This is a genomic window from Planococcus sp. MB-3u-03, assembly GCF_002833405.1.
In the GTDB taxonomy this organism is placed as follows: Bacteria; Bacillota; Bacilli; order Bacillales_A; family Planococcaceae; genus Planococcus.
Map to the genome: position 1 here is coordinate 2,617,658 of NZ_CP025135.1, position 21,318 is coordinate 2,638,975.

Annotated in this window: 18 protein-coding genes and 1 pseudogene; all 19 read right to left on the bottom strand. The window is 51.1% G+C overall.

Annotated elements, in window-relative coordinates:
* Nucleotides 1–561: 561 nt before the first annotated feature.
* Complete coding sequence (icmF, locus tag CW734_RS14370; RefSeq protein ID WP_101191297.1) at nt 562–3,813, bottom strand: fused isobutyryl-CoA mutase/GTPase IcmF; 3,252 nt, start codon at nt 3,811–3,813, stop codon at nt 562–564.
* Between the two features lie 5 nt (nt 3,814–3,818).
* A complete protein-coding gene (locus CW734_RS14375; RefSeq protein WP_101191299.1) occupies nt 3,819–4,460 on the bottom strand; it encodes a TetR/AcrR family transcriptional regulator in 642 nt (213 codons plus the stop codon).
* A 15-nt stretch (nt 4,461–4,475) separates the two neighbouring features.
* Nucleotides 4,476–5,615: an acyl-CoA dehydrogenase gene (locus CW734_RS14380; protein ID WP_058382939.1), complete on the bottom strand. Its 1,140-nt coding sequence runs from the start codon at nt 5,613–5,615 to the stop codon at nt 4,476–4,478.
* A 17-nt stretch (nt 5,616–5,632) separates the two neighbouring features.
* Complete coding sequence (locus CW734_RS14385) at nt 5,633–6,769, bottom strand: acyl-CoA dehydrogenase (protein WP_101191301.1); 1,137 nt, start codon at nt 6,767–6,769, stop codon at nt 5,633–5,635.
* Nucleotides 6,770–6,787: 18 nt separating this feature from the next.
* Nucleotides 6,788–7,639, bottom strand: a complete 852-nt coding sequence (locus tag CW734_RS14390; protein ID WP_101191303.1) for a 3-hydroxybutyryl-CoA dehydrogenase — start codon at nt 7,637–7,639, stop codon at nt 6,788–6,790.
* A 2-nt stretch (nt 7,640–7,641) separates the two neighbouring features.
* The gene (locus tag CW734_RS14395; RefSeq protein ID WP_101191305.1) at nt 7,642–8,835 is read right to left on the bottom strand and encodes an acetyl-CoA C-acetyltransferase; all 1,194 of its coding nucleotides are present in this window, start codon (nt 8,833–8,835) and stop codon (nt 7,642–7,644) included.
* A gap of 445 nt (nt 8,836–9,280) precedes the next feature.
* On the bottom strand, nt 9,281–11,422 hold the full coding sequence (locus CW734_RS14400; RefSeq protein ID WP_101191306.1) for a (Fe-S)-binding protein: 2,142 nt from the start codon (nt 11,420–11,422) through the stop codon (nt 9,281–9,283).
* Between the two features lie 307 nt (nt 11,423–11,729).
* A complete protein-coding gene (locus CW734_RS14405; RefSeq protein ID WP_101191308.1) occupies nt 11,730–12,404 on the bottom strand; it encodes an alpha-ribazole-5-phosphate synthase in 675 nt (224 codons plus the stop codon).
* On the bottom strand, nt 12,404–12,877 hold the full coding sequence (locus tag CW734_RS14410; RefSeq protein ID WP_101191310.1) for an ECF transporter S component: 474 nt from the start codon (nt 12,875–12,877) through the stop codon (nt 12,404–12,406). Before CW734_RS14410 ends, CW734_RS14405 begins: the two co-directional genes overlap by 1 nt.
* Before the next feature lie 2 nt (nt 12,878–12,879).
* Nucleotides 12,880–13,470, bottom strand: a complete 591-nt coding sequence (locus CW734_RS14415; protein ID WP_101191312.1) for a cob(I)yrinic acid a,c-diamide adenosyltransferase — start codon at nt 13,468–13,470, stop codon at nt 12,880–12,882.
* A 1-nt stretch (nt 13,471) separates the two neighbouring features.
* Entirely contained in the window at nt 13,472–13,861 is a 390-nt protein-coding gene (locus CW734_RS14420; protein WP_101191314.1) for a bifunctional adenosylcobinamide kinase/adenosylcobinamide-phosphate guanylyltransferase, read from the bottom strand.
* Nucleotides 13,813–14,397: a histidine phosphatase family protein gene (locus tag CW734_RS14425; RefSeq protein ID WP_101191316.1), complete on the bottom strand. Its 585-nt coding sequence runs from the start codon at nt 14,395–14,397 to the stop codon at nt 13,813–13,815. The genes CW734_RS14420 and CW734_RS14425 overlap by 49 nt, the downstream gene beginning before the upstream one ends.
* On the bottom strand, nt 14,370–15,140 hold the full coding sequence (gene cobS, locus CW734_RS14430) for an adenosylcobinamide-GDP ribazoletransferase (protein WP_101191318.1): 771 nt from the start codon (nt 15,138–15,140) through the stop codon (nt 14,370–14,372). Before cobS ends, CW734_RS14425 begins: the two co-directional genes overlap by 28 nt.
* Nucleotides 15,141–15,151: 11 nt before the next feature.
* A complete protein-coding gene (locus CW734_RS14435) occupies nt 15,152–15,700 on the bottom strand; it encodes a bifunctional adenosylcobinamide kinase/adenosylcobinamide-phosphate guanylyltransferase (RefSeq protein WP_101191320.1) in 549 nt (182 codons plus the stop codon).
* Nucleotides 15,682–16,758, bottom strand: a complete 1,077-nt coding sequence (cobD, locus tag CW734_RS14440) for a threonine-phosphate decarboxylase CobD (RefSeq protein ID WP_101191322.1) — start codon at nt 16,756–16,758, stop codon at nt 15,682–15,684. The genes CW734_RS14435 and cobD overlap by 19 nt, the downstream gene beginning before the upstream one ends.
* Nucleotides 16,745–17,698 (bottom strand): adenosylcobinamide-phosphate synthase CbiB, encoded by a 954-nt coding sequence (gene cbiB, locus CW734_RS14445; protein ID WP_101191324.1) that lies wholly within the window; start codon nt 17,696–17,698, stop codon nt 16,745–16,747. The genes cobD and cbiB overlap by 14 nt, the downstream gene beginning before the upstream one ends.
* A pseudogene (locus CW734_RS14450) lies at nt 17,695–19,154 on the bottom strand (adenosylcobinamide amidohydrolase). The gene cbiB and the pseudogene CW734_RS14450 overlap by 4 nt, the downstream one beginning before the upstream one ends.
* Nucleotides 19,155–20,147 carry a FecCD family ABC transporter permease gene (locus tag CW734_RS14455; protein ID WP_101191325.1) on the bottom strand — a complete coding sequence of 331 codons (993 nt, stop codon included), beginning with the start codon at nt 20,145–20,147 and terminating at the stop codon, nt 19,155–19,157.
* Entirely contained in the window at nt 20,140–21,117 is a 978-nt protein-coding gene (locus CW734_RS14460; RefSeq protein ID WP_101191327.1) for an ABC transporter substrate-binding protein, read from the bottom strand. Before CW734_RS14460 ends, CW734_RS14455 begins: the two co-directional genes overlap by 8 nt.
* Nucleotides 21,118–21,318 lie beyond the last annotated feature (201 nt).

Consider the following 21,318-nt stretch of genomic DNA (forward strand, 5'->3'; position numbering starts at 1 on the left):
CAAGTCCAACTAAGCGTCGCCACCAGCGGATGAAGACAATTAACAGCGACACTTCCTCGCATGCAAAGTATAGTGAAATCTATTAGCCGAACCGCGCACAAGGGCGAGCCGAAGCAATGAGACAAGTGGTCTTCTTGGCTTATTGCGAGAGGCCAGCCCAAAGCGGGAGGCGTTTGCTTTGTGAAGAAATAATCAACGAACCATTCACCTCGCTCACTCGTCCAACTCACTCCACACACTCCCGTCCAGCTAAGCGGCATCCACAAGCGGATGAAACGAATGAACACAGACTCTTCTTTACACAAAAATTTCAATGAAATCTATAAGCCGAACCGCGCACAAGGGCGAGCCGAAATAATGAGACGAACGTTCTTTTCGGCTCATTGTGAGAGGCCAGCCCCAAGCGGGAGGCTGCTATTTAAAGATGAAACAAACAACGATCGACACATCTCGCTATCAAGTCCAATTAAGCAGTCGCCCCAGTAGAATTAATGGATGACTATTTGCGCTCAAGCATCACAAAAAAATCCCCTCACCTGTTTCCAGGCAAGGGGAGGAATCTTACATATTTCTGCGATACTGGCCGCCGACTTCGTAGAGTGCTGTGGTGATTTGGCCAAGGCTTGCGACTTTGACTGTCTCCATGAGCTCTTCGAAAATATTGCCGCCGGTTTTCGCCACTTGCTTCAAGCGTTCCAAGGCTTCATCTGATGGATTGCGTTCCTGGAACGAACGCAAATTGTTAATTTGCGCTTCTTTTTCCTCTTGCGTCGCACGGGCAATTTCCATCGCGTTGATGTCATCGTCCGATTGCGGGTTCGGGTTCAAATACGTATTGACCCCGATGATCGGCAATTCGCCGGTATGCTTCTTCATTTCATAATGCATGGATTCTTCCTGGATCTTGCCGCGCTGGTATTGCGTTTCCATTGCGCCAAGAACGCCGCCGCGGTCGTCGATGCGGTCGAATTCCGTGAGGACGGCCTCTTCGACCAACTGGGTCAGTTCTTCGACGACAAACGCACCTTGCAACGGGTTTTCGTTTTTCGATAATCCATGTTCTTTTGTGATGATCATCTGGATGGCCATCGCACGGCGCACCGATTCTTCTGTCGGCGTCGTGATCGCTTCATCGTAAGCGTTCGTGTGGAGCGAGTTGCAGTTATCCTGCAATGCCATGAGCGCCTGTAAAGTTGTACGGATATCGTTAAAGTCGATTTCCTGTGCGTGCAAGCTGCGGCCGGATGTCTGAACGTGATATTTCAGTTTCTGGCTGCGTTCGTTGGCGCCGTATTTATCGCGCATAACAACTGCCCATATGCGGCGTGCCACGCGTCCGATGACCGTGTATTCCGGATCGAGGCCGTTCGAGAAGAAGAACGACAAGTTCGGCGCGAAATCATCGATATTCATGCCGCGGCTCAAATAATACTCAACGTATGTGAAGCCGTTTGACAAAGTGAACGCCAATTGGGAAATCGGGTTCGCGCCTGCTTCTGCTATATGGTAGCCGGAAATCGATACGGAGTAATAATTGCGCACTTTGTGGTCGATAAAGTATTGCTGGATATCTCCCATCATGCGAAGTGCGAATTCCGTCGAGAAGATGCACGTGTTCTGCCCTTGGTCTTCTTTCAAGATATCCGCTTGAACGGTTCCGCGGACCACTTGCAATGTTGCTTCACGTACTTCTGTGAATTCTTCAACGTCCAAGGTGCGTCCGAGCTCTTCTTCACGCTTTTTCACTTGCTGATCAATTGCTGTGTTCATGAACATCGCAAGGATAATCGGCGCAGGCCCGTTGATCGTCATCGATACGGATGTCGAAGGCAAGCACAAATCAAAGCCGTCGTACAATTTCTTCATGTCTTCAAGCGTACAGATGGAAACTCCCGATTCGCCGACTTTTCCGTAAATATCAGGACGGTGGTCTGGGTCTTCTCCATACAATGTTACCGAGTCGAAAGCGGTCGACAGGCGTTTAGCGTCGTCACCTTTTGACAAATAATGGAACCTTCTGTTCGTGCGTTCCGGAGTTCCTTCTCCCGCGAACTGGCGCTTTGGATCTTCGCCGGCGCGTTTGAACGGAAATACGCCAGCTGTATACGGGAATGCACCCGGCACGTTTTCAGCATAGACCCAACGCAGGATTTCGCCGTAATCTTTGAATTTCGGCAATGCCACTCGCGGAATTTTAATGCCTGATAAGCTTTCAGTCCGCAGCAAAGTGCGCAGTTCCTTATCGCGCACTTTAGTGACAAGTTCATCGCCGGCATAATCGGACTGCAAGGACTCCCAGTTGTTGAGAATTCGTTTTGATTCTGCCGTCAATTCATCGCGCACGCCTGCAGCAAGTGATTCCAACGAATCGACCAGTGCATCGTTCGGCGCGTTTTTTTTGACTTCTTCTATGGCGCCTTCTAGCTGGAACAAGCGGCGGGCAAATGAAGCTTGCTCTGCGCTTTTCGCGTGGTAGCCGCGCACCGTTTCCGTAATTTCCCGCAAATAGTAGCGGCGGTCATTCGGGATGATCAAATTCTCTTTTTGTGTTTTGGCAAACGCTTCGTAGCTCGTTTCCCAATCGGTGCCGCATTTTTCATTGAGCGTGCCGACGAGTGCCGCGAACAAGGCATTCGTCCCTTTGTCGTTGAACTGGCTGGCGATGGTGCCATATACCGGCATATCGTCCAAGTCCTTGTCCCATAACAGGTGGCTGCGCTGGTATTGTTTCTGCACTTGGCGGCGTGCGTCTTCCGAGCCTTTGCGCTCATATTTATTGATGACGATAAGGTCGGCGTAATCGATCATGTCGATTTTCTCGAGTTGTGTCGGCGCACCGAATTCGCTCGTCATGACGTACATCGAAGCATCGGAAATGCCTGCGATTTCAGCGTCGCCTTGCCCGATGCCGCTCGTTTCCACGACAATCAAATCGAAACCTGCCGCTCTCACGACATCCAGCACATCGCCGATCGCAGCGGACAATTCAGTTCTCGACCCACGTGTGGCGAGGCTTCTCATAAAGACACGCTTATTGAATATCGCGTTCATGCGGATGCGGTCACCGAGCAGCGCGCCGCCGGTTTTTTGTTTCGTCGGGTCGATCGATAAAATGGCGATTTTCTTGCCCGGCAATTCCGTCAAAAAGCGGCGGATCAACTCGTCCGTCAACGAGCTTTTCCCGGCTCCGCCTGTTCCGGTGATCCCTAGAACTGGCGTGTTTTTCGATTTTTCACGTACCGCTTTCATCAAGTCGGTTGTATCGAGATTTCTCGTGTGCGCTTCTTCAGCGGTTGTGATGACATTTGCCAGGGCTACCGGATTGTCAGCGGACATCTCATCAAGCGAGACATCTTCTTTCGCTGTCGAAAAATCACATTTCTCGACGATTTCCGCGATCATGCCCTGCAATCCTTTTTTACGCCCGTCTTCAGGAGAGAAGATGCCGGCGATGCCGTAATCTTCCAGCTCGCGGATTTCGCGCGGCAAAATGACTCCTCCGCCGCCGCCGTAAATTTGGATATGTCCTGCTCCGCGTTCTTGAAGCAGGTCATACATGTATTTGAAGTATTCCATATGGCCGCCTTGATAAGACGAAATGGCGATTCCTTGGACATCTTCCTGGATCGCTGCATTGACAACTTCTTCCACCGAGCGGTTGTGCCCGAGATGAATGACTTCTACACCGTTTGCCTGTAAAATCCGGCGCATAATATTGATCGATGCATCGTGACCGTCAAAAAGAGCGGACGCGGTCACAAACCGGATATGATGATTCGGCTGGTACGTCGTGCTTTCTTGAATTGTAGCCATTATGATCAAGCCCCCTGTATCGTGATTTTTTCTCCTGCCATCCCCTGCAGTAGAAACTTCGTTTGCATTTCGATAAATTCCCCAATGGTGTAATCATCTAACGCCCAGCGCCTGAACGCCCACATTTGCCCTTGCACGAACAAATGATGGGAAGCCAGGACGATTTCTTTTTGCGACAGGGACAATTCCCCTGACGCGGCGCATTTCGATAGAAGCCGTTCGAACAAGGCCGTCATTTCGAGTTCCTTGTTCAACACATAACGCAGCGCGTCTTTCGGCAAGGATTTGGATTCCTGATACATGACGACAAATTCATCTTGCATATCATCGATCAATGTATAGTATTGCTCGAGTGCTTTCACCAGCGTTTCAAGCGAGCCTTCCTCTAAATCCAGCCGGTCGAGCCGTGCGTTGACTTCGTCGTAAATCGAGTCGCACACAAGATAAAGCACGTCTTCTTTGGTGCAGATGTATTCATACAATGTGCCGATGCTGAAACCGGCTGCTTTTGCAATTTCCCTTGTCGTCGTCCGGTGAAAGCCCTTTTCTTTAAAAAGCGTGACAGCGCCGCTGATCATTTGTTCACGGCGCTTTTCAATCAGGCTTTCGTCTTTCACGGAGGACTGAATTTCACGCTTTTTTGTCATAGGCCGACCCTCCGTTTATTTCGTGACCATACGGGAAATGACCAAACGCTGGACTTCCTGTGTGCCTTCGTAGATTTGTGTGATTTTCGCATCGCGCATAAAGCGCTCAACCGGATAATCTTTCGTATAGCCGTAGCCGCCGAAGACTTGAACCGCTTCTGTCGTTACTTTCATCGCTGTATCGCCAGCCATCAATTTTGCCATGGCGGATTCTTTGCTGTAGGACAATTTGTTCGACTCGAGCCATGCCGCTTGGTACGTCAACAGGCGTGATGCTTCGATCGATGTCGCCATGTCCGCAAGCTTGAATGAAATCCCTTGGTTCGCTGCGATCGGCTTGCCGAATTGTTCGCGCTCTTTTGCGTAATCGACTGCTGCGTCCATCGCGCCTTGTGCAATTCCGACAGCTTGTGCTGCGATGCCGTTGCGTCCGCCGTCAAGCGTCTGCATGGCGATCTTGAAGCCTTGGCCCAGTTCGCCGAGAACGTTTTCTTTTGGCACACGGCAGTTGTCGAAGATGATTTCTGTCGTTGGGCTTGAACGGATGCCGAGTTTTTTCTCCTTCTTGCCGACAGAGAAGCCTTCGAAATCTTTCTCGACGATGAAGGCTGTTGTGCCTTTATGTTTCGAGTCTGGATCTGTCACCGCAAAGACGACATAGATGTCAGCGATTCCGCCGTTCGTGATGAAGATTTTCGAACCGTTCAAGACGTAATGGTCGCCGTCTTCTTTTGCGCTGGTCTTCATGCTTCCTGCATCTGACCCTGCAGATGGTTCAGTTAGTCCGTAAGCGCCGACTTTTGTGCCTTCTGCCATCGGGCGCAGGTATTTCTGCTTTTGCTCTTCCGTTCCGAATGTATAGACCGGCCATCCTGCAAGTGAAGTATGGGCAGAAAGAATAACGCCGACAGAACCGTCCACGCGGGACAATTCTTCAACCGCGATGCAATACGCCAAATAATCCGAACCGATGCCGCCGTATTCTTCCGGCCATGGAATGCCTGTCAGACCAAGTTCCGCCATTTGATGGAAGATTTTCATATCGAAGCTTTCTTCTTCGTCGCGCTGTTCTGCTGTCGGAGCAACCTCGTTTTTCGCGAAGTCGCGAACCATTTTGCGGATCATTTTATGTTCTTCAGATAGTTGAAAGTTCATTGTGTCATTTCCCCCAATTATTTTAGTAGTTGTTTGCTGATGACGATGCGCTGGATTTCACTTGTGCCTTCGTAGATTTCTGTCACTTTGGCGTCGCGGAATAAGCGCTCGACGGGATAGTCTTTCGTGTAGCCATAGCCGCCGTAAACTTGGATGGCTTCTGTGGTGATATCCATCGCCGCTTTTGAAGCGAACAACTTCGCCATCGACGATTCCTTATTACACTCGATGCCTTTTGCGTACATATCGGCTGCATTGTAGACGAGCAGTTTTGCCGCTTCGACTTGTGTCGCCATATCGGCAAGTTTGAATGCGATCCCTTGCTGCTGGGCGATCGGTTTGCCGAATTGTTCGCGCTCTTTTGCGTAGGCTACTGCGTAATCATATGCAGCTTCTGCGATGCCAAGCGCCTGTGCAGCGATGCCGATGCGTCCGGCGTTCAAGTTCGCCATCGCGATCGAAAATCCTTTGCCTTCTTCCCCAAGCAGGTTTTCAGCCGGTACTTCCATGTTCTCGAACGTCAATTGCACTGTCCGCGAACCGTGAAGCCCCATTTTTCTTTCATCTTTCCCGACGACAAACCCTGGGAAATCTTTTTCCACGATAAAGGCGGAAATTCCGCGAGGGCCAGCTTCCGGATTGGTTGATGCGAATACGATATACGAATCGGCTTCGCCGCCATTGGTGATGTAAACTTTTGACCCGTTTAGGATATAGTTTCCGTCTTTTTTAACAGTACGCGTTTTCAGCGCCGCTGCATCCGATCCAGCGGAAGGCTCCGTCAAACAGAAAGCGCCCAAATATTCGCCCGTCGCCAATTTGGGCACATATTTTGCGATTTGCTGTTCTGTCCCGAAATTGATGATCGGGTTAGTGCCGACCGATGTATGGACCGAGAGAATGACGCCGATGACGCCGCTTGCTTTGGACAGTTCGTGGATGGCCGTGATATAAGAAGTGAAATCCATTTCCGAACCGCCGTATTTTTCAGGTGCGGTGATGCCCATCAATCCGAGCCCACCCATTTTCTTGATGATTTCAGTCGGGAATTCGCCTTCTTCCATGCGTTCGATAAAAGGCATGATTTCTTCTTTTGCAAAATCGCGCACCATATTGCGCATCATTAATTGTTCATCTGTAAAATGCAGGTCCATTAAGGCTCCTCCTAAATCTTAGTTGTATTCGTAGAAACCGCGTCCGGTCTTTTTGCCGAGCCAGCCGGCTTTTACGTATTGGCGCAGGAGCGGGCTTGGACGGTATTTGCTGTCGCCGAAACCTTCGTGCAGTACTTCCATAATGTAAAGGCACGTATCCAAGCCGATAAAATCAGCCAATTGAAGCGGGCCCATCGGATGGTTCATGCCGAGCTTCATCACTTCATCGATCGCTTCTTTCATTGCGACGCCTTCTTGGAGCGTGAAGATCGCTTCATTGATCATCGGCATCAAAATGCGGTTCGAAACGAATCCAGGGAAGTCGTTTACTTCAACCGGTGTTTTCGATAATTTCACCGTCATATCTTCGACTGCCTGATACACTTCATCCGTTGTCGCAAGGCCGCGGATAATCTCGACCAGTTTCATGACCGGTACTGGGTTCATGAAATGCATGCCGATAACTTGTTCCGGGCGCTGCGTCGCTGCAGCGATTTCGGTGATCGGCAGTGAAGATGTGTTCGATGCAAGAATGGCATGCTTCGGCGCCACTTCGTCCAAAGTCTTGAAGATCGTCGATTTGATCTCCATGTTCTCGACAGCGGCTTCGATTACGATGTCGACATCATGCGCGTCTTTTAGATCCAAAGAAGATTGGATGCGGCCGAGCACTTGCGATTTCTCGTCTTCTGTCATGCGTCCTTTTTCGACGTTGCGTGACAAATTTTTCGTGATGTTAGCGATGCCGCGATCGTAGGCTTCTTGTTTCATATCGTTCAGTTTTACGTTAAATCCAGCTTGCGCACAGACTTGCGCGATACCGGAGCCCATTTGGCCGGCTCCGATGACCATGACGTTTTGGATAGACATGTTTAGTTTTCCTCCTTCGGTACTTCGATCATCACTGCATCGCCTTGTCCGCCGCCTGAGCAGATCGCGGCGATTCCGATGCCGCCTCCGCGGCGTTTCAATTCATAAGCGAGCGTCAAGATGATGCGTGCCCCGCTCGCCCCGATTGGATGGCCAAGTGCAACTGATCCACCGTTGACGTTGACTTTCTCTTCATCAAGTCCTGCAATTTTCGAGCTTGCCAGCGCCACTGCAGCGAATGCTTCGTTGATTTCAAACAGATCGATTTCCTCTAAAGTTTTGCCGGTCTTCTTCAATAATTCGTTGATGACGAGCCCTGGTGTTTCAGGGAAACGATGTGGTTCGACCGCGACTTCTGTATGTCCTACGACATGAGCCAATACGGATTTCCCGTCTTTTTGGGCGCGTTCTTCACTCATCAATACGAGTGCAGCCGCTCCGTCATTGATTCCTGGCGCATTACCCGCCGTAATTGTGCCGTCTTTTCCGAATGCCGGGCGCAGTTTCGCCAAAACTTCAGCCGTCGTGCCTTCACGCGGTGCTTCATCCTGATCCACGGTAATCGGATCGCCTTTACGCTGTGGCACTTCCATCGCCGTGATTTCTTGTGAGAAATGATCACGGGCTTTGATTGCGCGTTCGTGGGAACGTGCCGACCATTCGTCTTGTCTTTCGCGTGTGAGCTCGAAGGTTTCTGCCGTCGAGTTGCCGTACGTGCCCATATGCACTTTGTCTGGATGGAATGAACACGACAAGCCATCATGGATCATGCCGTCCACGACTTGTGAATCGCCCATACGAAGGCCGAAGCGTGCTTTCGGCAAATAATACGGTGCGTTCGACATCGATTCCATGCCGCCTGCGACGATTAATTCTTCATCACCTAAGCGGATAATCTGATCCGCTAGCGTGACAGAACGCAATCCGGATGCACATACTTTATTGATTGTTTCAGATTTTACGTGATATGGAATGCCGGCTTTTTTGGCTGCTTGGCGGGAAGGAATTTGCCCTTGCCCTGCCTGCAGGACATTGCCCATGATGACTTCCTGTACATCTTCAGGATTTACTTGCGACCGCTGGAGCGCTTCCTTGATAGCCGCTGCTCCCAGGTCGCTTGCGGTGAATGAACTGAGCGCCCCGCCGAATTTTCCGAATGCTGTGCGTGCCCCATCAATGATGACCGTTTTTGCCATTTACAATTCCTCCTCATATTTTGGAAACGTTTTCATAATAACTAAAATTTTTTCAGCCCCAACGGCTGAATTTACTTTTCTTGGTGTCTAGCAAATTCCAGCCAGGTTCTCGGGTCATAAGCCAACCCGGCTGTGTGGCAAATAGCGCCACTTCGCCGGTTCGTCTTATGCCGGTCGAACCCAATCGGCTGGTTTTGCTTTTCTCGGTATCTAGCAAATTTCAGCCAGGTTCTCGGGTCATAAGCCGATCTGGCTGTGCGGCAAAAAGCGCCACTTTGCCATTCCGTCTTATGCCTGTCGAACCTAAACGGCTGATTTTGCTTTTCTTGGTTGACTGAACGCTCGCTCGACTTGATTACATAAGAAAAGGGAGTGTAGCACTCCCTTCCTTTTTTTCTCTATGCTGTTATTCTACTCAATTTTCTGTCAGTTGGCAAATCTATTATTATTGAACAATTTCCTCAACTGGCGGTGCGTCTTTTCCGAGAACTGCCATCTCAAGAAGTTCAGCGACATCATATGTGCCGACTTGTTCTTCAACTTCTTTCGCTTTCGTTCCATCTGAAAGCATCGTCAAGCAGTACGGGCATCCGGAAGAAATCATGGTCGGGCTCACTTCAAGCGCCTGTTCGGTGCGGGCAACGTTGACGCGGTGTCCGGCATCTTCTTCCATCCACATCAAGCCGCCACCGGCTCCACAGCACATGCCGTCCTGGCGATTACGGACCATTTCGACGAGTTCAACGCCTTCGATCGCTTTCAGGATTTCACGCGGCGCGTCGTATACATCGTTATAACGGCCAAGGTAGCAGGAATCATGGAAAGTGATTTTTTCGTTTACAGCATGCTGCGGCTTCAATTTCCCTTGCTGCACAAGGTCAAAGAGCATTTCTGTGTGGTGATAGACTTCTGCTTCAAAGCCGAAATCCGGGTATTCATTTTTGAAGATATTATACGCATGCGGGTCGATCGTCACAATTTTCGTCACGCCTGCTTTTTCGAATTCTTTAATATTGGCAGTCGCGAGCTCCTGGAACAGGAATTCGTTCCCGAGACGGCGCGGCGTATCGCCGGAGTTCTTTTCTTTATTGCCGAGAATCGCGAATTTGACGCCAGCTTCGTTCATCAAACGTGCAAAGGATAGCGCGATTTTCTGTGAACGGCTGTCGAATGAGCCCATCGAACCGACCCAGAACAAATACTCGAACTCTTCTCCAGCTTTGCTGACTTCTTTGACCGTTGGGATCGAGATATCTGGGCGAGCGTCTCTCCAGTTTTCTTTTTCCTTGCGGTTCAAGCCCCATGGATTGCCTTGCTTTTCGATGTTGGTCATCGCGCGCTGGGCATCTTTGTCCATTTTTCCTTCCGTCATGACCAGGTAACGGCGAAGGTCGATGATTTTGTCGACGTGTTCGTTCATGACGGGGCATTGGTCTTCACAGTTGCGGCATGTTGTACAAGCCCAGATTTCTTCTTCTGTGATAACGTCGCCGATCAAGCTTGGGCTGTAAAGTTCATCGATTGAAATGCCTTCCGCCCCGGCAGCCATCGCCAATTGGTTTCCTTGCGTATTGCTGAATGCCATAGCCGGCACCCACGGTTTTTTCTGGGTCATGACAGCACCCGTGTTCGTCAGGTTGTCACGAAGTTTCGTGATCAGGTCCATCGGTGACAGCATTTTGCCGGTTCCGGTGGCTGGGCACATATTCGTGCAGCGCCCGCATTCTACGCACGCGTAGAAGTCGATCATCTGGGCTTGCGTGAAATCCGTGATTTTGCCGACGCCGAATGTTGGCATCGCGTCTGGATCTTCTTCATTTTCCTCTTCCATATCCTCAAAATTGATCGGCTTCAAACGGCCGACATGATCCAAACGGTGGAACCATGTGTTGACCGGCCCGAAGATCAAATGGGCATGTTTTGATTGCGGAACGTAGACCAGGAATGTCAATAAGAACAATAGATGCGCCCACCACATAATATAGAAGATGGTCGCTGCAGCAGCTTCCGGCAGCCAAGCAAATGCAGCTGCAAAGAGAGTGGCGATCGGCTCGGTCCATGCGCCTTCGTGGCCGTGCCAGATCATGTTCATACCGTTCCCGACAAGAACTGTCACCATCAAGCCACCAATGAAAATCAAGACAAGTCCCGATTTCCAGCCGCGCTTCAAGCGGACCAATTTTTCAATATAGCGTCTATAGAACGCCCATACGACTGCGACCAGAATCGTCAAAGTCACGAATTCCTGGAACAATGTGAACGCCGGATATAATGGGCCAAGCGGCAGATGCGAATCAGGCGATAAGCCTTTGATGATAAAATCGATGGCACTCGCTTGAACCAGCAGGAAGCCATAGAAGAACATCACGTGTATCGCACCGCTCTTTTTATCTTTCAATAATTTCTTCTGGCCAAACACGTTGACCATTACTTTGCGGACCCGTTCATTGAAGTTTTCTTCAAAATCCACTTTTTTGCCGAGCTTTATATAGTCATAGCGCGACTTCAGCAAGTAGATGAACAAGTAAACGGCGTAAGCGGTTACAAGTATAAATAAAACCCAGTTAGCGATGAGCAAAAACTCCATCGTGTAGTCCCCCCTTGTTGAATGTGTAAATCCCCTATTCTTATCCAAAGTTTACGTGAACTGCGGCAGAATGTCGATACTATGTTCTAGTTTAAAAGTGAATGAGCATTCAGTCAATAGAAATCTATAGTCCTGGCGAAATATAATTTCCAATAACTGATATTCCACACGCCCTCACTGCATTCCTGCATGCCCAAACAATTGCAGCAGCTGTCATCCGTCGGCTTTTGTCCGGATGGTCTGCATGATTCCATTTGCCAGCTGTTTCCCTCCAAAAAAAATAGCCGCTTGATAAGCGGCTCATGGGCTATTCAATCAATTCACGAAAATGTCTTCCGAACAGGCGCTTTGCTTCTTCGACTTTGCTTGTTCGGACACCGATCAACAAACAGGTTGCAGGGCCGCCCGCAGCTTCTTCAGAAATTCCTTGGGCTAGCGGCATTGTACGTCCGAACAGCTTTTTTGCTTCCTGTTCGATCCCCTGTGAGCCGATCGGCCAGACGCGCTCGATTTGATTGAGATCGAGTGCGTTCTTTACTATTCGCAAATCGGCGATCCGGTCGGGATGATTTATGACCGCTTCCCCGACGAGCGGCTCTCCATAGATAAACCATTCAAGCTCATGCGGATCAGCGAGCATTCGAAGCTTTCGCCCGATAATGGTCACAGCAAGCGCCGATTGCAGCGTTTCCATATTGCTTTCCGTGCTTCCTGACACCGGCGGCACCGGCATGTCGAGCTCGGAAAATAATTGCGTGATGCCCGAGACATAACGCGGCCATTGCAGCTCCCCGCTGAAATTATGGAGCAGGATGGCAGTTGCTTCTCCACCAGCTGCCCATTGTTCAGCCAATGCGACACGTGCGGCGAACTTCGCGGCGACTTCATCCGGCACATGCACGATGTCCTGCGGCTTCTCCCCAATTGCCGCTGAATTATCCGTCGTGATGACCATCCCATCCACCATCAATGCGTTGCGCATCAGGCAAATCTCCTCGCAGCTGCTGTAACGAATGGGGCGACAAGTCCAGCTGCTACGGCATTAATCGATGCGGCCAGCAGCAATCCAGGGACTGAGGCATAGAAAAAGGCAGGAGATAACAGGAAATAAAACGGCACGGCCGCCAACACGCCGTTTCCGATAATGAACGCTCCCCATTTCCACCAGGTTTTGCCGTTTCTATGCAGTTTCGCGAACAGCCAGACGACCGCAAACATCTCAAGCGCGATCAATAAATGAAACGGGCCGAGCGGCATACCGCCGAATAAAGCCGATAACAGGTGGCCCGCCGCTGCGATAAAACCGGCAAGCGGTGCCGCAAGAAACAGCGCGGCAATAAGCGCCGGCATGGCATCAAGTGCAATCGACGCGATGCCGAGCGGAATTTTCACCATGCCGCCGATTGCGGACAAGCTGATAAAAATAGCGGCCAGGGCAATGTGCTGCGTCTTCATTGTCATTCCTCCCGCTTTTTCGAGCGCCCGCCATTCTTAAAGACTTTGGCGCTGCGCACATATTCATTGTCCGCTATGTCCATTCGCGAATTGGCAACGCGTGCCGCGGCAAAAAGATAGTCGGACAAACGATTCAAATAGCGCTGTATCACTGCAGGGAATTCTTCGCCGGCTTTCGCCAAGCTTACGGTCTGGCGCTCTGCGCGGCGTGTAATCGTGCGCGCGATATGCAAAGTCGCTGCAGCCGGCGTGCCTCCCGGAAGGATGAAACGCTCAAGAAGCGGCGGCTCGTCCATCAATACATCAATGCGGCTTTCCAGCTGCTCGACCGATTCCTCATTTGTCTTGTATTGCGGCGTGTTGCGGACATCCGCCAAATCGCCGCCGCAATCGAATAATTCATTTTGGATCGTCTGCAAATCTTCCAATAGATCAGCAAACACATCACGATCGAGTTCTGTCATCGCTTTTCCGATAAATGAGTTCGCCTCATCAATCGTGCCGTATGCTTCCACGCGCGGATCGTCTTTGTCCGTCCGTCCCCCGATTAATCCTGTCTGCCCTTTATCGCCGGTTTTCGTGTAAATATTCATCTCAACCATCTCCTTTGATTGTTTGTGGTATGCCGTACCAAATGCGTGTGATGTGCTGCGCTTTGCCGAATAAATACTGATAGCTTCGGCCTGTGACATCGCGCCATTCGCGCTCAAGCGGATCAATCGGCACGATGCCGCGGCTGATGTCCGTCAAAATCCAGATGCGTTCGCCTGCGCTTTCCGCAAGTTCGCGGATCGCCGCTAATATGTCCTGTTCTGAGCATTGCTGTTCCAGTTGCTTGCGGATCCATTGCTCCAATCCGGCAATTACCGCCTGCTCACCCAGTTCTGGCAGTGCGCCTTCGAGCCAAACGCTTGAATCCAGATTCATATGCTCTTTTACATACTTGCTTTTGCCGTTAAAGGCTCCGCCGAATACGATACGCATGGATGGCCCTCCTTATATGCCGACTTGCTCGCCCACGTGACGGTATAGCAATGCCCGTGTGCTGCCTGCTGGGAAAAGAATTGCTGTCGATTTGCTTTGGATAGAATATAGCGGATCGGCCCGCCGTGAGTGACGACCGTATAGTCCCCTGTTTCAGAAAAAGTTTCTATTGCCCGGTCAACCCGTTCGGCCAGTTGCTGCAAACTTTCCCCGTTCGGCGGCTGTACCATCTTGGGGTCATCAATCCAATTGCGGTACAGTTCATTGGATTGCAAATCGTCATACGTCATATTTTCCCAATCCCCAAAATGCAGTTCCCGCAAATCGGCATTTGCTTCATAATGGGCATCCGGAAACAGAATATGCGCCGTTTGACGGCAACGCAGCAAATCGCTGCCCCAGACGAGCCGGGTGCCATGATCCGGTTTTGATTCGAACGGCAAAATCGGTTCATCGGTCCAGCCAATATACGCTCTCCGCACATTCCCGGCGGTCGGCGCATGGCGAATCAGACGAAGAACAAAAGCATTCCCCATAACAACAGCTCCATTCCTTCTGCGTATGCCCCGAGCAAATCACCCGTTACACCGCCGAAATTTTTGTCGCACCATTTTTTATAGCCAATTGTTGCAATGCTCGCAGCAACTAAAAAGGCCAGTGCCACTGTCCATCCACAGAACAGGAATAAGATGGCGAGCACAATCAGCGACCAGGCGAACATTGCGGTCATTAGTGTTCTACGGTCAATCAGGCGCTGGAAATAAGCCGCGAGCCCTTCTGTTTTTGCTGGCTTTGCAGTAGCTGATAAAACAGAGAGCCCGATGCGGCTGACGACCGGTACAGCGGCAAGCGCGATCAGCGAAACAGACGGGATCAGTTCCGCAAGCACGATAATCTTTCCTACAATCGCAAAAATCAGCACCATCGCCCCGAATGCGCCAATCCGAGGGTCTCCCATGATCTCCAGGCGCTTGTTCTTGTTCTGGTATGAAAAATAAGCGTCGCCGGTGTCCGCCAGCCCGTCCAGGTGCAAGCCCCCGGTGATCGCCCATAATAATGAAGCCAGCAAAAACGCAATCATTAATGGGCCGATATCGGTGGTGTCCTGCATTAGCCAGATGACGGCTGAAGCCATTGCCCCCATCAATAATCCGACCACAGGCAACAAGCAGTACATTGCCGTCACTTGCGGCTTTTTCATCGGGATTTCTTTATGTACCGGAATCGATGAAAAAAATTGGAATGCGAGCAACAAGCCCCCAAACGTCCGATTCGCCATCCGCATCACCTTCACTTTCTTCGAATCGCAAGGTCGTTCTCCATTTCAATCGCATGATCTGCGCGGCTTGCGAGCCATTGGTGAATCTTTCCGAGCCACTCCTGATACGTATAGTCGACGAGCGGTTCGTCTAACAATTCGTTGGAAACGACGGCAAAATAAACAGCTTTCGTGCGGATCGAATCGATGGTGTCTTTTAGCTCCTGCCATTTCTGCTCCATGCAGCCAGGCGTGTCTGCGCATAAACTGCCTTGCTCAAAACCTTCATATAGTTCATTTGCGAGCCAAGTCGTGACGCAATCCCATAATACCGCGTCATTTTGCCGGATGAGCGGCAATGCTTCGGATAATTGCTGAGGTTGTTCAATTGTCCACCAGCCGTCTTGTGCGCGGTCTTTTCGGTGGCGCGCGATGCGTTCTGCCATTTCCGGGTCACGCGCGATGCCGCTGGCAATATATATATTGCGTTCACCTTTCGCCTCCAGGACGAGCGTTTCAGCATAAGCGCTTTTGCCGCTGCGTACACCTCCAGATATGAACATTAATTGTCCTGAAACCATTGATGCATCTCCTTTCTCAGCCGTTCCATGGCTGAGCCGCTTTTCATGCCGATGCGAAACCATGCGCCGTCCATTCCTTTAAATGAATAAGTATGGCGTAAGACGATTCCTGCTTCTAGCATCGCATGGAAAAACTGCTCCGAACGCTCAGGGTCCGGCAGTTGAAAACATAGGAAGTTTGCGGCTGAAGGCACGAACGAGCAGCCCATCGCCTCCAGATAAGCTTCCATTTTCGCGCGTTCACTGGCGGCCGCAGCAATTACCTGCTCCCGGTACGGTTCTTCCGAAAAACAGCGTGCACCGGCCGAGGCCGCTAAACCGTTGACATTCCAATGAGCCGCGGCGCCTGTCAATTCCCGGATGACACTGGACTCGGCAATGACGTATCCGAGCCGAAGACCCGCAAGCGCATACATTTTGGTCATCGAACGGACGATGATGACATGCGGATACCGTTTCAGCAGCGGAATGAACGAAGCGTTTTCTCCGATAAAATCAATAAACGCTTCATCGATGACCAGCTCACACTTTCCTTTACACAACGCCGCGATTTCTTCGAGTTCCGCCAAGTCCAGCAAGCGCCCGGTAGGATTATGCGGGTTGCACACATAAAATGCATCGCAATTTGCCACCTGTTCTTTTACGTCTTCCAGTTGCAATTGCCAAGCCTGATCCGGCTTTAAATCTATTTCCAATATATGGACTACCTCTGCTTCCAAAGTGCTCCGGTATTCAGAAAACGCCGGCTCCACCAGCATCACCCGTTTGCCTCGGTAACGCTTTGCGAGCCAGGTAAAGATTTCTGCAGCACCATTTCCGGCAGCGAGCTGCTCTTTTTCGACGCCGTGGTATTCGGCCGCCGCTGAACGGAACGGTTCCGCTTGCGGGTCTGGGTACGAAGACAGCAAATCGTAAAAATCTGCCCATTGCTCTTTTAAGAAAACGGGCGGCCCGAATGGATGGACGTTTTCACTGAAATCGAACACTTCCGAAGCTTGCTTGTGTCCCGCTTGTTCATAGAGGCGATGCGGATTGGCTCCGTGTTCAGGCAATTTCAAGCAGGATTCCCCCTATAGCAATCAGTGCGAAAAAACTGATTGCGGCAATATTCATTTGGTTCACTGCACTTCTAATATGTGTTGCTTCGAGTTTGAACAATGGTTCGCCCATTTTAGCGCGGATCGACCGGACGCCGCCATAGGAGTTCACGCCCCCAAGTTCGATGCCAAGCTGCACAGCTGTTGCCGCTTCCAGCCAGCCGCTGTTCGGGCTCGGATGTTTCCTCGCATCACGCAGCCATATGGAAAGGCGTTTTTTCAACGGCATGCCGCTTTCATTTCGGGTGAATAGCACAATCAATGCGCCGGTCACGCGGCTCGGCACGTAATTCAACACATCATCGAATTTTGCGGAAGCAAAACCGAAGGCATGAAATTCTTTATTCTTATAGCCGACCATCGAATCGCATGTATTGACCGCTTTGTAAATCCATAACCCAGGCGCGCCGAACAATAGCGCCCAAAACATCGGAGCGGTAATGCCATCGCTTGTATTTTCGGAAACCGTTTCGACGACGCCGCGGGTAATCTCGCTTTCTCCCAAAGTTTCCGTATCGCGCCCGACAATCCATGACAGCTTTTTGCGGGCAAGCGCAAAGTCACCTTGGACGAGCGGCGTGTAAACATCTTCCGCTGCCTGTTTCAAGCTTTTTTGCGACAAGCCGGAAGCGATCAACAGCGCTTCTACTAAAACTCCGATTGCTGGATGGAGCGAATAGGCAATAGTAACGATCGCGACCGTTACTGTTGCGACAATCGCCAATACAATCGAAAGCATGGCAAAGCCGTTGCGAAACGCATGCTTTGGAACATTCAGGCGGCTCTTCAACCTATTGATCAATGAACCGATCCAGCGAACAGGATGCGGCCATGCCGGCGGATCCCCAATTAGGCGGTCGAGCAATAGGCCAATGCCGATGGCCAACACATGGTGGATCATGCTTTTTTCGCCTCGCGGTAAAGGTGGATCGCTTCAACTGTACATTCGAAGACACCCGTGCCGATTAGCTTCCCGACTTCGGTAATCGGCCCTGCATACTGCAGCGCTTCTCCTTGCTGCGTAGCGGCGACCAGGCAGCTATCGGTTGAGGTGCCCGTCGCAATTGTTCCGGTTAGCGGATCGATGACTTCTTCATGCTGCAAGGCTTTCGTCTTGGCTTCAGTCGCCGTGATCATCGCTTGAATAAACGCTTCATCCGACAGAATGCCGTTGACCATGATCCAGGTGTTGATGGTGCCGACGCGCTGTTCACGCGCCACTGCTTGCGATACATCGACGCCGTTGCCGACACCTGCTGTCACCGCCACGACGATGCTGCCGAAATCCCCGCGTATTCACGGACAATGGCATGCTCTGTGCGGACAGCGGTCATCATCGCTACGGTATCCGTCGCCTTCAACCCGCTGTCTTCGATATAATCGACCAATTCCTCAAAACTATTGTCGATATTATAGCTGGCATCGACGCGTCGATTGAGGAAATTGCGGAACCAGCCAGAACCCGCGTTGACGACGGCAGATGAAACGGTTTTCAGCGGAAGCTGGCTTTGGTAAGCGACAAATTCCGGGGTCACGAGAAAATCTTCAGCTCTCACTTGCTGCCCTGCCGGCTTTCTGCGCACGCCAGGCAATAATGTAATTTGCGGCTTCGGCAGCTCCGGATGGGGGTGATTGCTGACACGCGTCTGATAGACAAACTCGACATCATGCGTCCTGACAACTTCGTGAGGCTCCCCTTTTCGGACAATGCTTCCTTCGTCCATCAGTAGAAGTTCATCGCAATACATGGATGCCAGATTGATGTCATGGAAGATGGAGATGATCGTCAATTCTTTTTCGATCGCCTGTTTTTTAATGGTATCCAGCAATTCTTTCTGGTGGTTGATATCGAGATGGTTGGTCGGCTCGTCAAGAAGCAGGACCGCCGCATTTTGCGCCAAGGCTTGCGCTACGAAGACGCGCTGTTGTTCGCCTCCGGACATCTCTTCAAGTAATGTCGATTCGTAGTGGCTGATGTCCATGAGCTTCATCGCTTCCTGGACTGCCGCTTCATCTTCTTCGGACCAAGACGAAAACCAACCGCTTTGGTGCGGGTACCTGCCGAGAGAAACCGTTTCACGGACAGTGTGTGAAAAAGCATGCGCGTGCAGCTGCGGCAAGACCGCCATCTTGCGGGCCAATTCCTTAGCTGGGAAATCGCCAACCGGCTTGCCGTCGATCCGGACAACGCCGGCTGTCGGCTCCAAGACGCCGCTGATTAATTTCATCAAGGTGGATTTGCCGCTGCCATTCGGTCCCAGTATGCCGAGCATGCGGCCTTTTTCAACACCGAATGAAATGCGATCGACAATTTTCTTGTCGCCATAGCCGCCTGACAACTTTTCAATTTGCAACATTTAAAGCCCTCCTCTGCGCTGTCGGAAAAAGATGAATGCAAAGACCGGCGCCCCGATAAACGCAGTGATCACGCCAATCGGCAATTCGGTCGGTGAAATGATTGTCCGCGCCACCAGGTCGCAAACGATCAAAAGTGCGGCCCCGTTGATGAACGATAACGGCAGGACATGGCGGTGGTCAGAGCCCCATATGAGGCGCGTGATATGCGGAACGACCAGGCCGACAAAGCCGATTGTCCCGGAAACGGCAACTGCAGATCCGGTCAGGACCGAGCCGCCGATCAAAATCGCCATCTTGCTCCTCTTGACGTCCACGCCAAGATGCTGTGCACGTTCTTCCCCGAACAGCATCGCGTTTAATTCCCGGCGGTAAAGCCATAAGACGAATGAACCAACCAGTACAAACGGCAGCGCCATCTGGACATAGGGCCAGCCGCGCATCGATACGCTGCCAAGCAGCCAGCCGATGATCTGCCGCAATTCTTCACCGGTCAACGCGATCATCAAAGACATGATCGACCCCAGGAATGAACTGAAGATGATGCCAGTCAAAATAACTGTTTCCATCTTCATCGAACGATCGACAAGCCGCGCAAAGCCCATGACGGCGAGCATCGTGATCAATGCGCCGATCATGCTGATGACCGGCAAGGTGAACAGGCCAAGAAATGGAATGGAGATGCCGAAAAAAAGCGTCATCACGGCACCGACAGCGGCACCGGACGACACTCCCAAAGTATATGGATCAGCGAGCGGGTTTTTCAGCAAGCCTTGAAAAGCTGCGCCCGCAATCGCAAGTGCCGCACCGACTAGTCCCGCAAGCACCACACGCGGCATGCGGATATTCCATAAGATGTTCGCCGCGGCTTCGTCCGATGAAGGATTCCAGATAACCGCCGGTGAAATCGGTACCGTCCCGACCGTCACGCCGAGCACTACTGCCCCGCCCAATAAAATTAGGGAGACTACATAGGCGAGTGCAGATTTACTCACTGAAGGTCTCCGGATAAATCACTTCTGCCAATGTCATCAAGCCTTCCGTCAAACGCGGGCCTGGGCGCGTGACAGTATCAGGGTTCAATTCATGAATGGCATCTTCTTGCACAGCCGTCACATCTGCATAACCGCTGCGCTCTTTGATCAATTCAGCAGCATTTTCGATATAACCGCCTTCTGTGGTGATGATGATTTCAGGGTTTGCCGCAACAACTGCTTCCGGATCCATGCTGATCCAGCCTTCTTCGCCTCCTGCGACATTTTCAGCTTGAATCATTGTCAGCATTTCATGGATGAACGTACCTGTACCGGCTGTATAAAGTTCCGGTTCGCTGCCAATCTCTACGAAGACCGATTTGGATTCGTCGACACCAGCCGCCAGTTCTTCAACTTCCGCGACTTGCGCTTCCATTTCCTCGATTAACCCGTCTGCTGCTTCCACTGCGCCTGACACTTGGCCGATGACGGAAATCGTTTCATATACTTCATCAAATGTTTCTGCGTTTTCTACGACAAAGACATTCAATCCGGCATCACGCAGCTGCTGATATCCTTCAGTTCCCATGCCAAGCCCTGATTCATGGGCCAAAACGACATCCGGCTGCAGGCTGATGATTTTCTCTACATTGAATTCTTGGCCGCCGATTTTTTCTAGATCTGCTACTTCTTCCGGATAATTGTCGAAATCCGAAACGCCGACCATTTTTTCGCCCAGCCCAAGCTCATAGGCGATTTCTGTATTAGAAGGAATCATCGAAACAAATGATTCCGGTTCTTCTTCGATGACTACTTCATCGCCCATTGCATCGACTAAGGTAACCGGGAATTCCGCTTCCGCTACTTCCGACGGCGGTTCAGCCGGTGTTTCTACATCTTGATCTTCGACAGGTGCCGCTTCGTCGCCGCATCCAGCCAGTACAATTGCGGCCATTCCTGCAGCCGTCCCGAATTTCCATATATTTTTCATCCTTATTCCTCCTGGTGTTTTGTTTTTTCCCTACCAAGCGCTCGCTCGGGGGCTCACAGGATGTGAGTCAGCTAAGCGTTGCGACAGGACGTCGCGCATTTAGCTTAGCCTCCATTCAGCCGCTTACGCTTTTCTTGGTGGCTAGTTCCAGCGCCTAGCTCCTCGGGTCATAAGCCACTCTGGCTGTGCGGCAAAAAGCGC

What these genes read in the sequence shown, in the direction of transcription:
- icmF (WP_101191297.1), bottom strand. Translation starts at nt 3,813, where the DNA reads ATGGCTACAATTCAAGAAAGCACGACGTACCAGCCGAATCATCATATC.
- CW734_RS14375 (WP_101191299.1), bottom strand. Translation starts at nt 4,460, where the DNA reads ATGACAAAAAAGCGTGAAATTCAGTCCTCCGTGAAAGACGAAAGCCTG.
- CW734_RS14380 (WP_058382939.1), bottom strand. Translation starts at nt 5,615, where the DNA reads ATGAACTTTCAACTATCTGAAGAACATAAAATGATCCGCAAAATGGTT.
- CW734_RS14385 (WP_101191301.1), bottom strand. Translation starts at nt 6,769, where the DNA reads ATGGACCTGCATTTTACAGATGAACAATTAATGATGCGCAATATGGTG.
- CW734_RS14390 (WP_101191303.1), bottom strand. Translation starts at nt 7,639, where the DNA reads ATGTCTATCCAAAACGTCATGGTCATCGGAGCCGGCCAAATGGGCTCC.
- CW734_RS14395 (WP_101191305.1), bottom strand. Translation starts at nt 8,835, where the DNA reads ATGGCAAAAACGGTCATCATTGATGGGGCACGCACAGCATTCGGAAAA.
- CW734_RS14400 (WP_101191306.1), bottom strand. Translation starts at nt 11,422, where the DNA reads ATGGAGTTTTTGCTCATCGCTAACTGGGTTTTATTTATACTTGTAACC.
- CW734_RS14405 (WP_101191308.1), bottom strand. Translation starts at nt 12,404, where the DNA reads ATGCGCAACGCATTGATGGTGGATGGGATGGTCATCACGACGGATAAT.
- CW734_RS14410 (WP_101191310.1), bottom strand. Translation starts at nt 12,877, where the DNA reads ATGAAGACGCAGCACATTGCCCTGGCCGCTATTTTTATCAGCTTGTCC.
- CW734_RS14415 (WP_101191312.1), bottom strand. Translation starts at nt 13,470, where the DNA reads ATGAATATTTACACGAAAACCGGCGATAAAGGGCAGACAGGATTAATC.
- CW734_RS14420 (WP_101191314.1), bottom strand. Translation starts at nt 13,861, where the DNA reads ATGCGTATCGTATTCGGCGGAGCCTTTAACGGCAAAAGCAAGTATGTA.
- CW734_RS14425 (WP_101191316.1), bottom strand. Translation starts at nt 14,397, where the DNA reads ATGGGGAATGCTTTTGTTCTTCGTCTGATTCGCCATGCGCCGACCGCC.
- cobS (WP_101191318.1), bottom strand. Translation starts at nt 15,140, where the DNA reads ATGGCGAATCGGACGTTTGGGGGCTTGTTGCTCGCATTCCAATTTTTT.
- CW734_RS14435 (WP_101191320.1), bottom strand. Translation starts at nt 15,700, where the DNA reads ATGGTTTCAGGACAATTAATGTTCATATCTGGAGGTGTACGCAGCGGC.
- cbiB (WP_101191324.1), bottom strand. Translation starts at nt 17,698, where the DNA reads ATGATCCACCATGTGTTGGCCATCGGCATTGGCCTATTGCTCGACCGC.
- CW734_RS14460 (WP_101191327.1), bottom strand. Translation starts at nt 21,117, where the DNA reads ATGAAAAATATATGGAAATTCGGGACGGCTGCAGGAATGGCCGCAATT.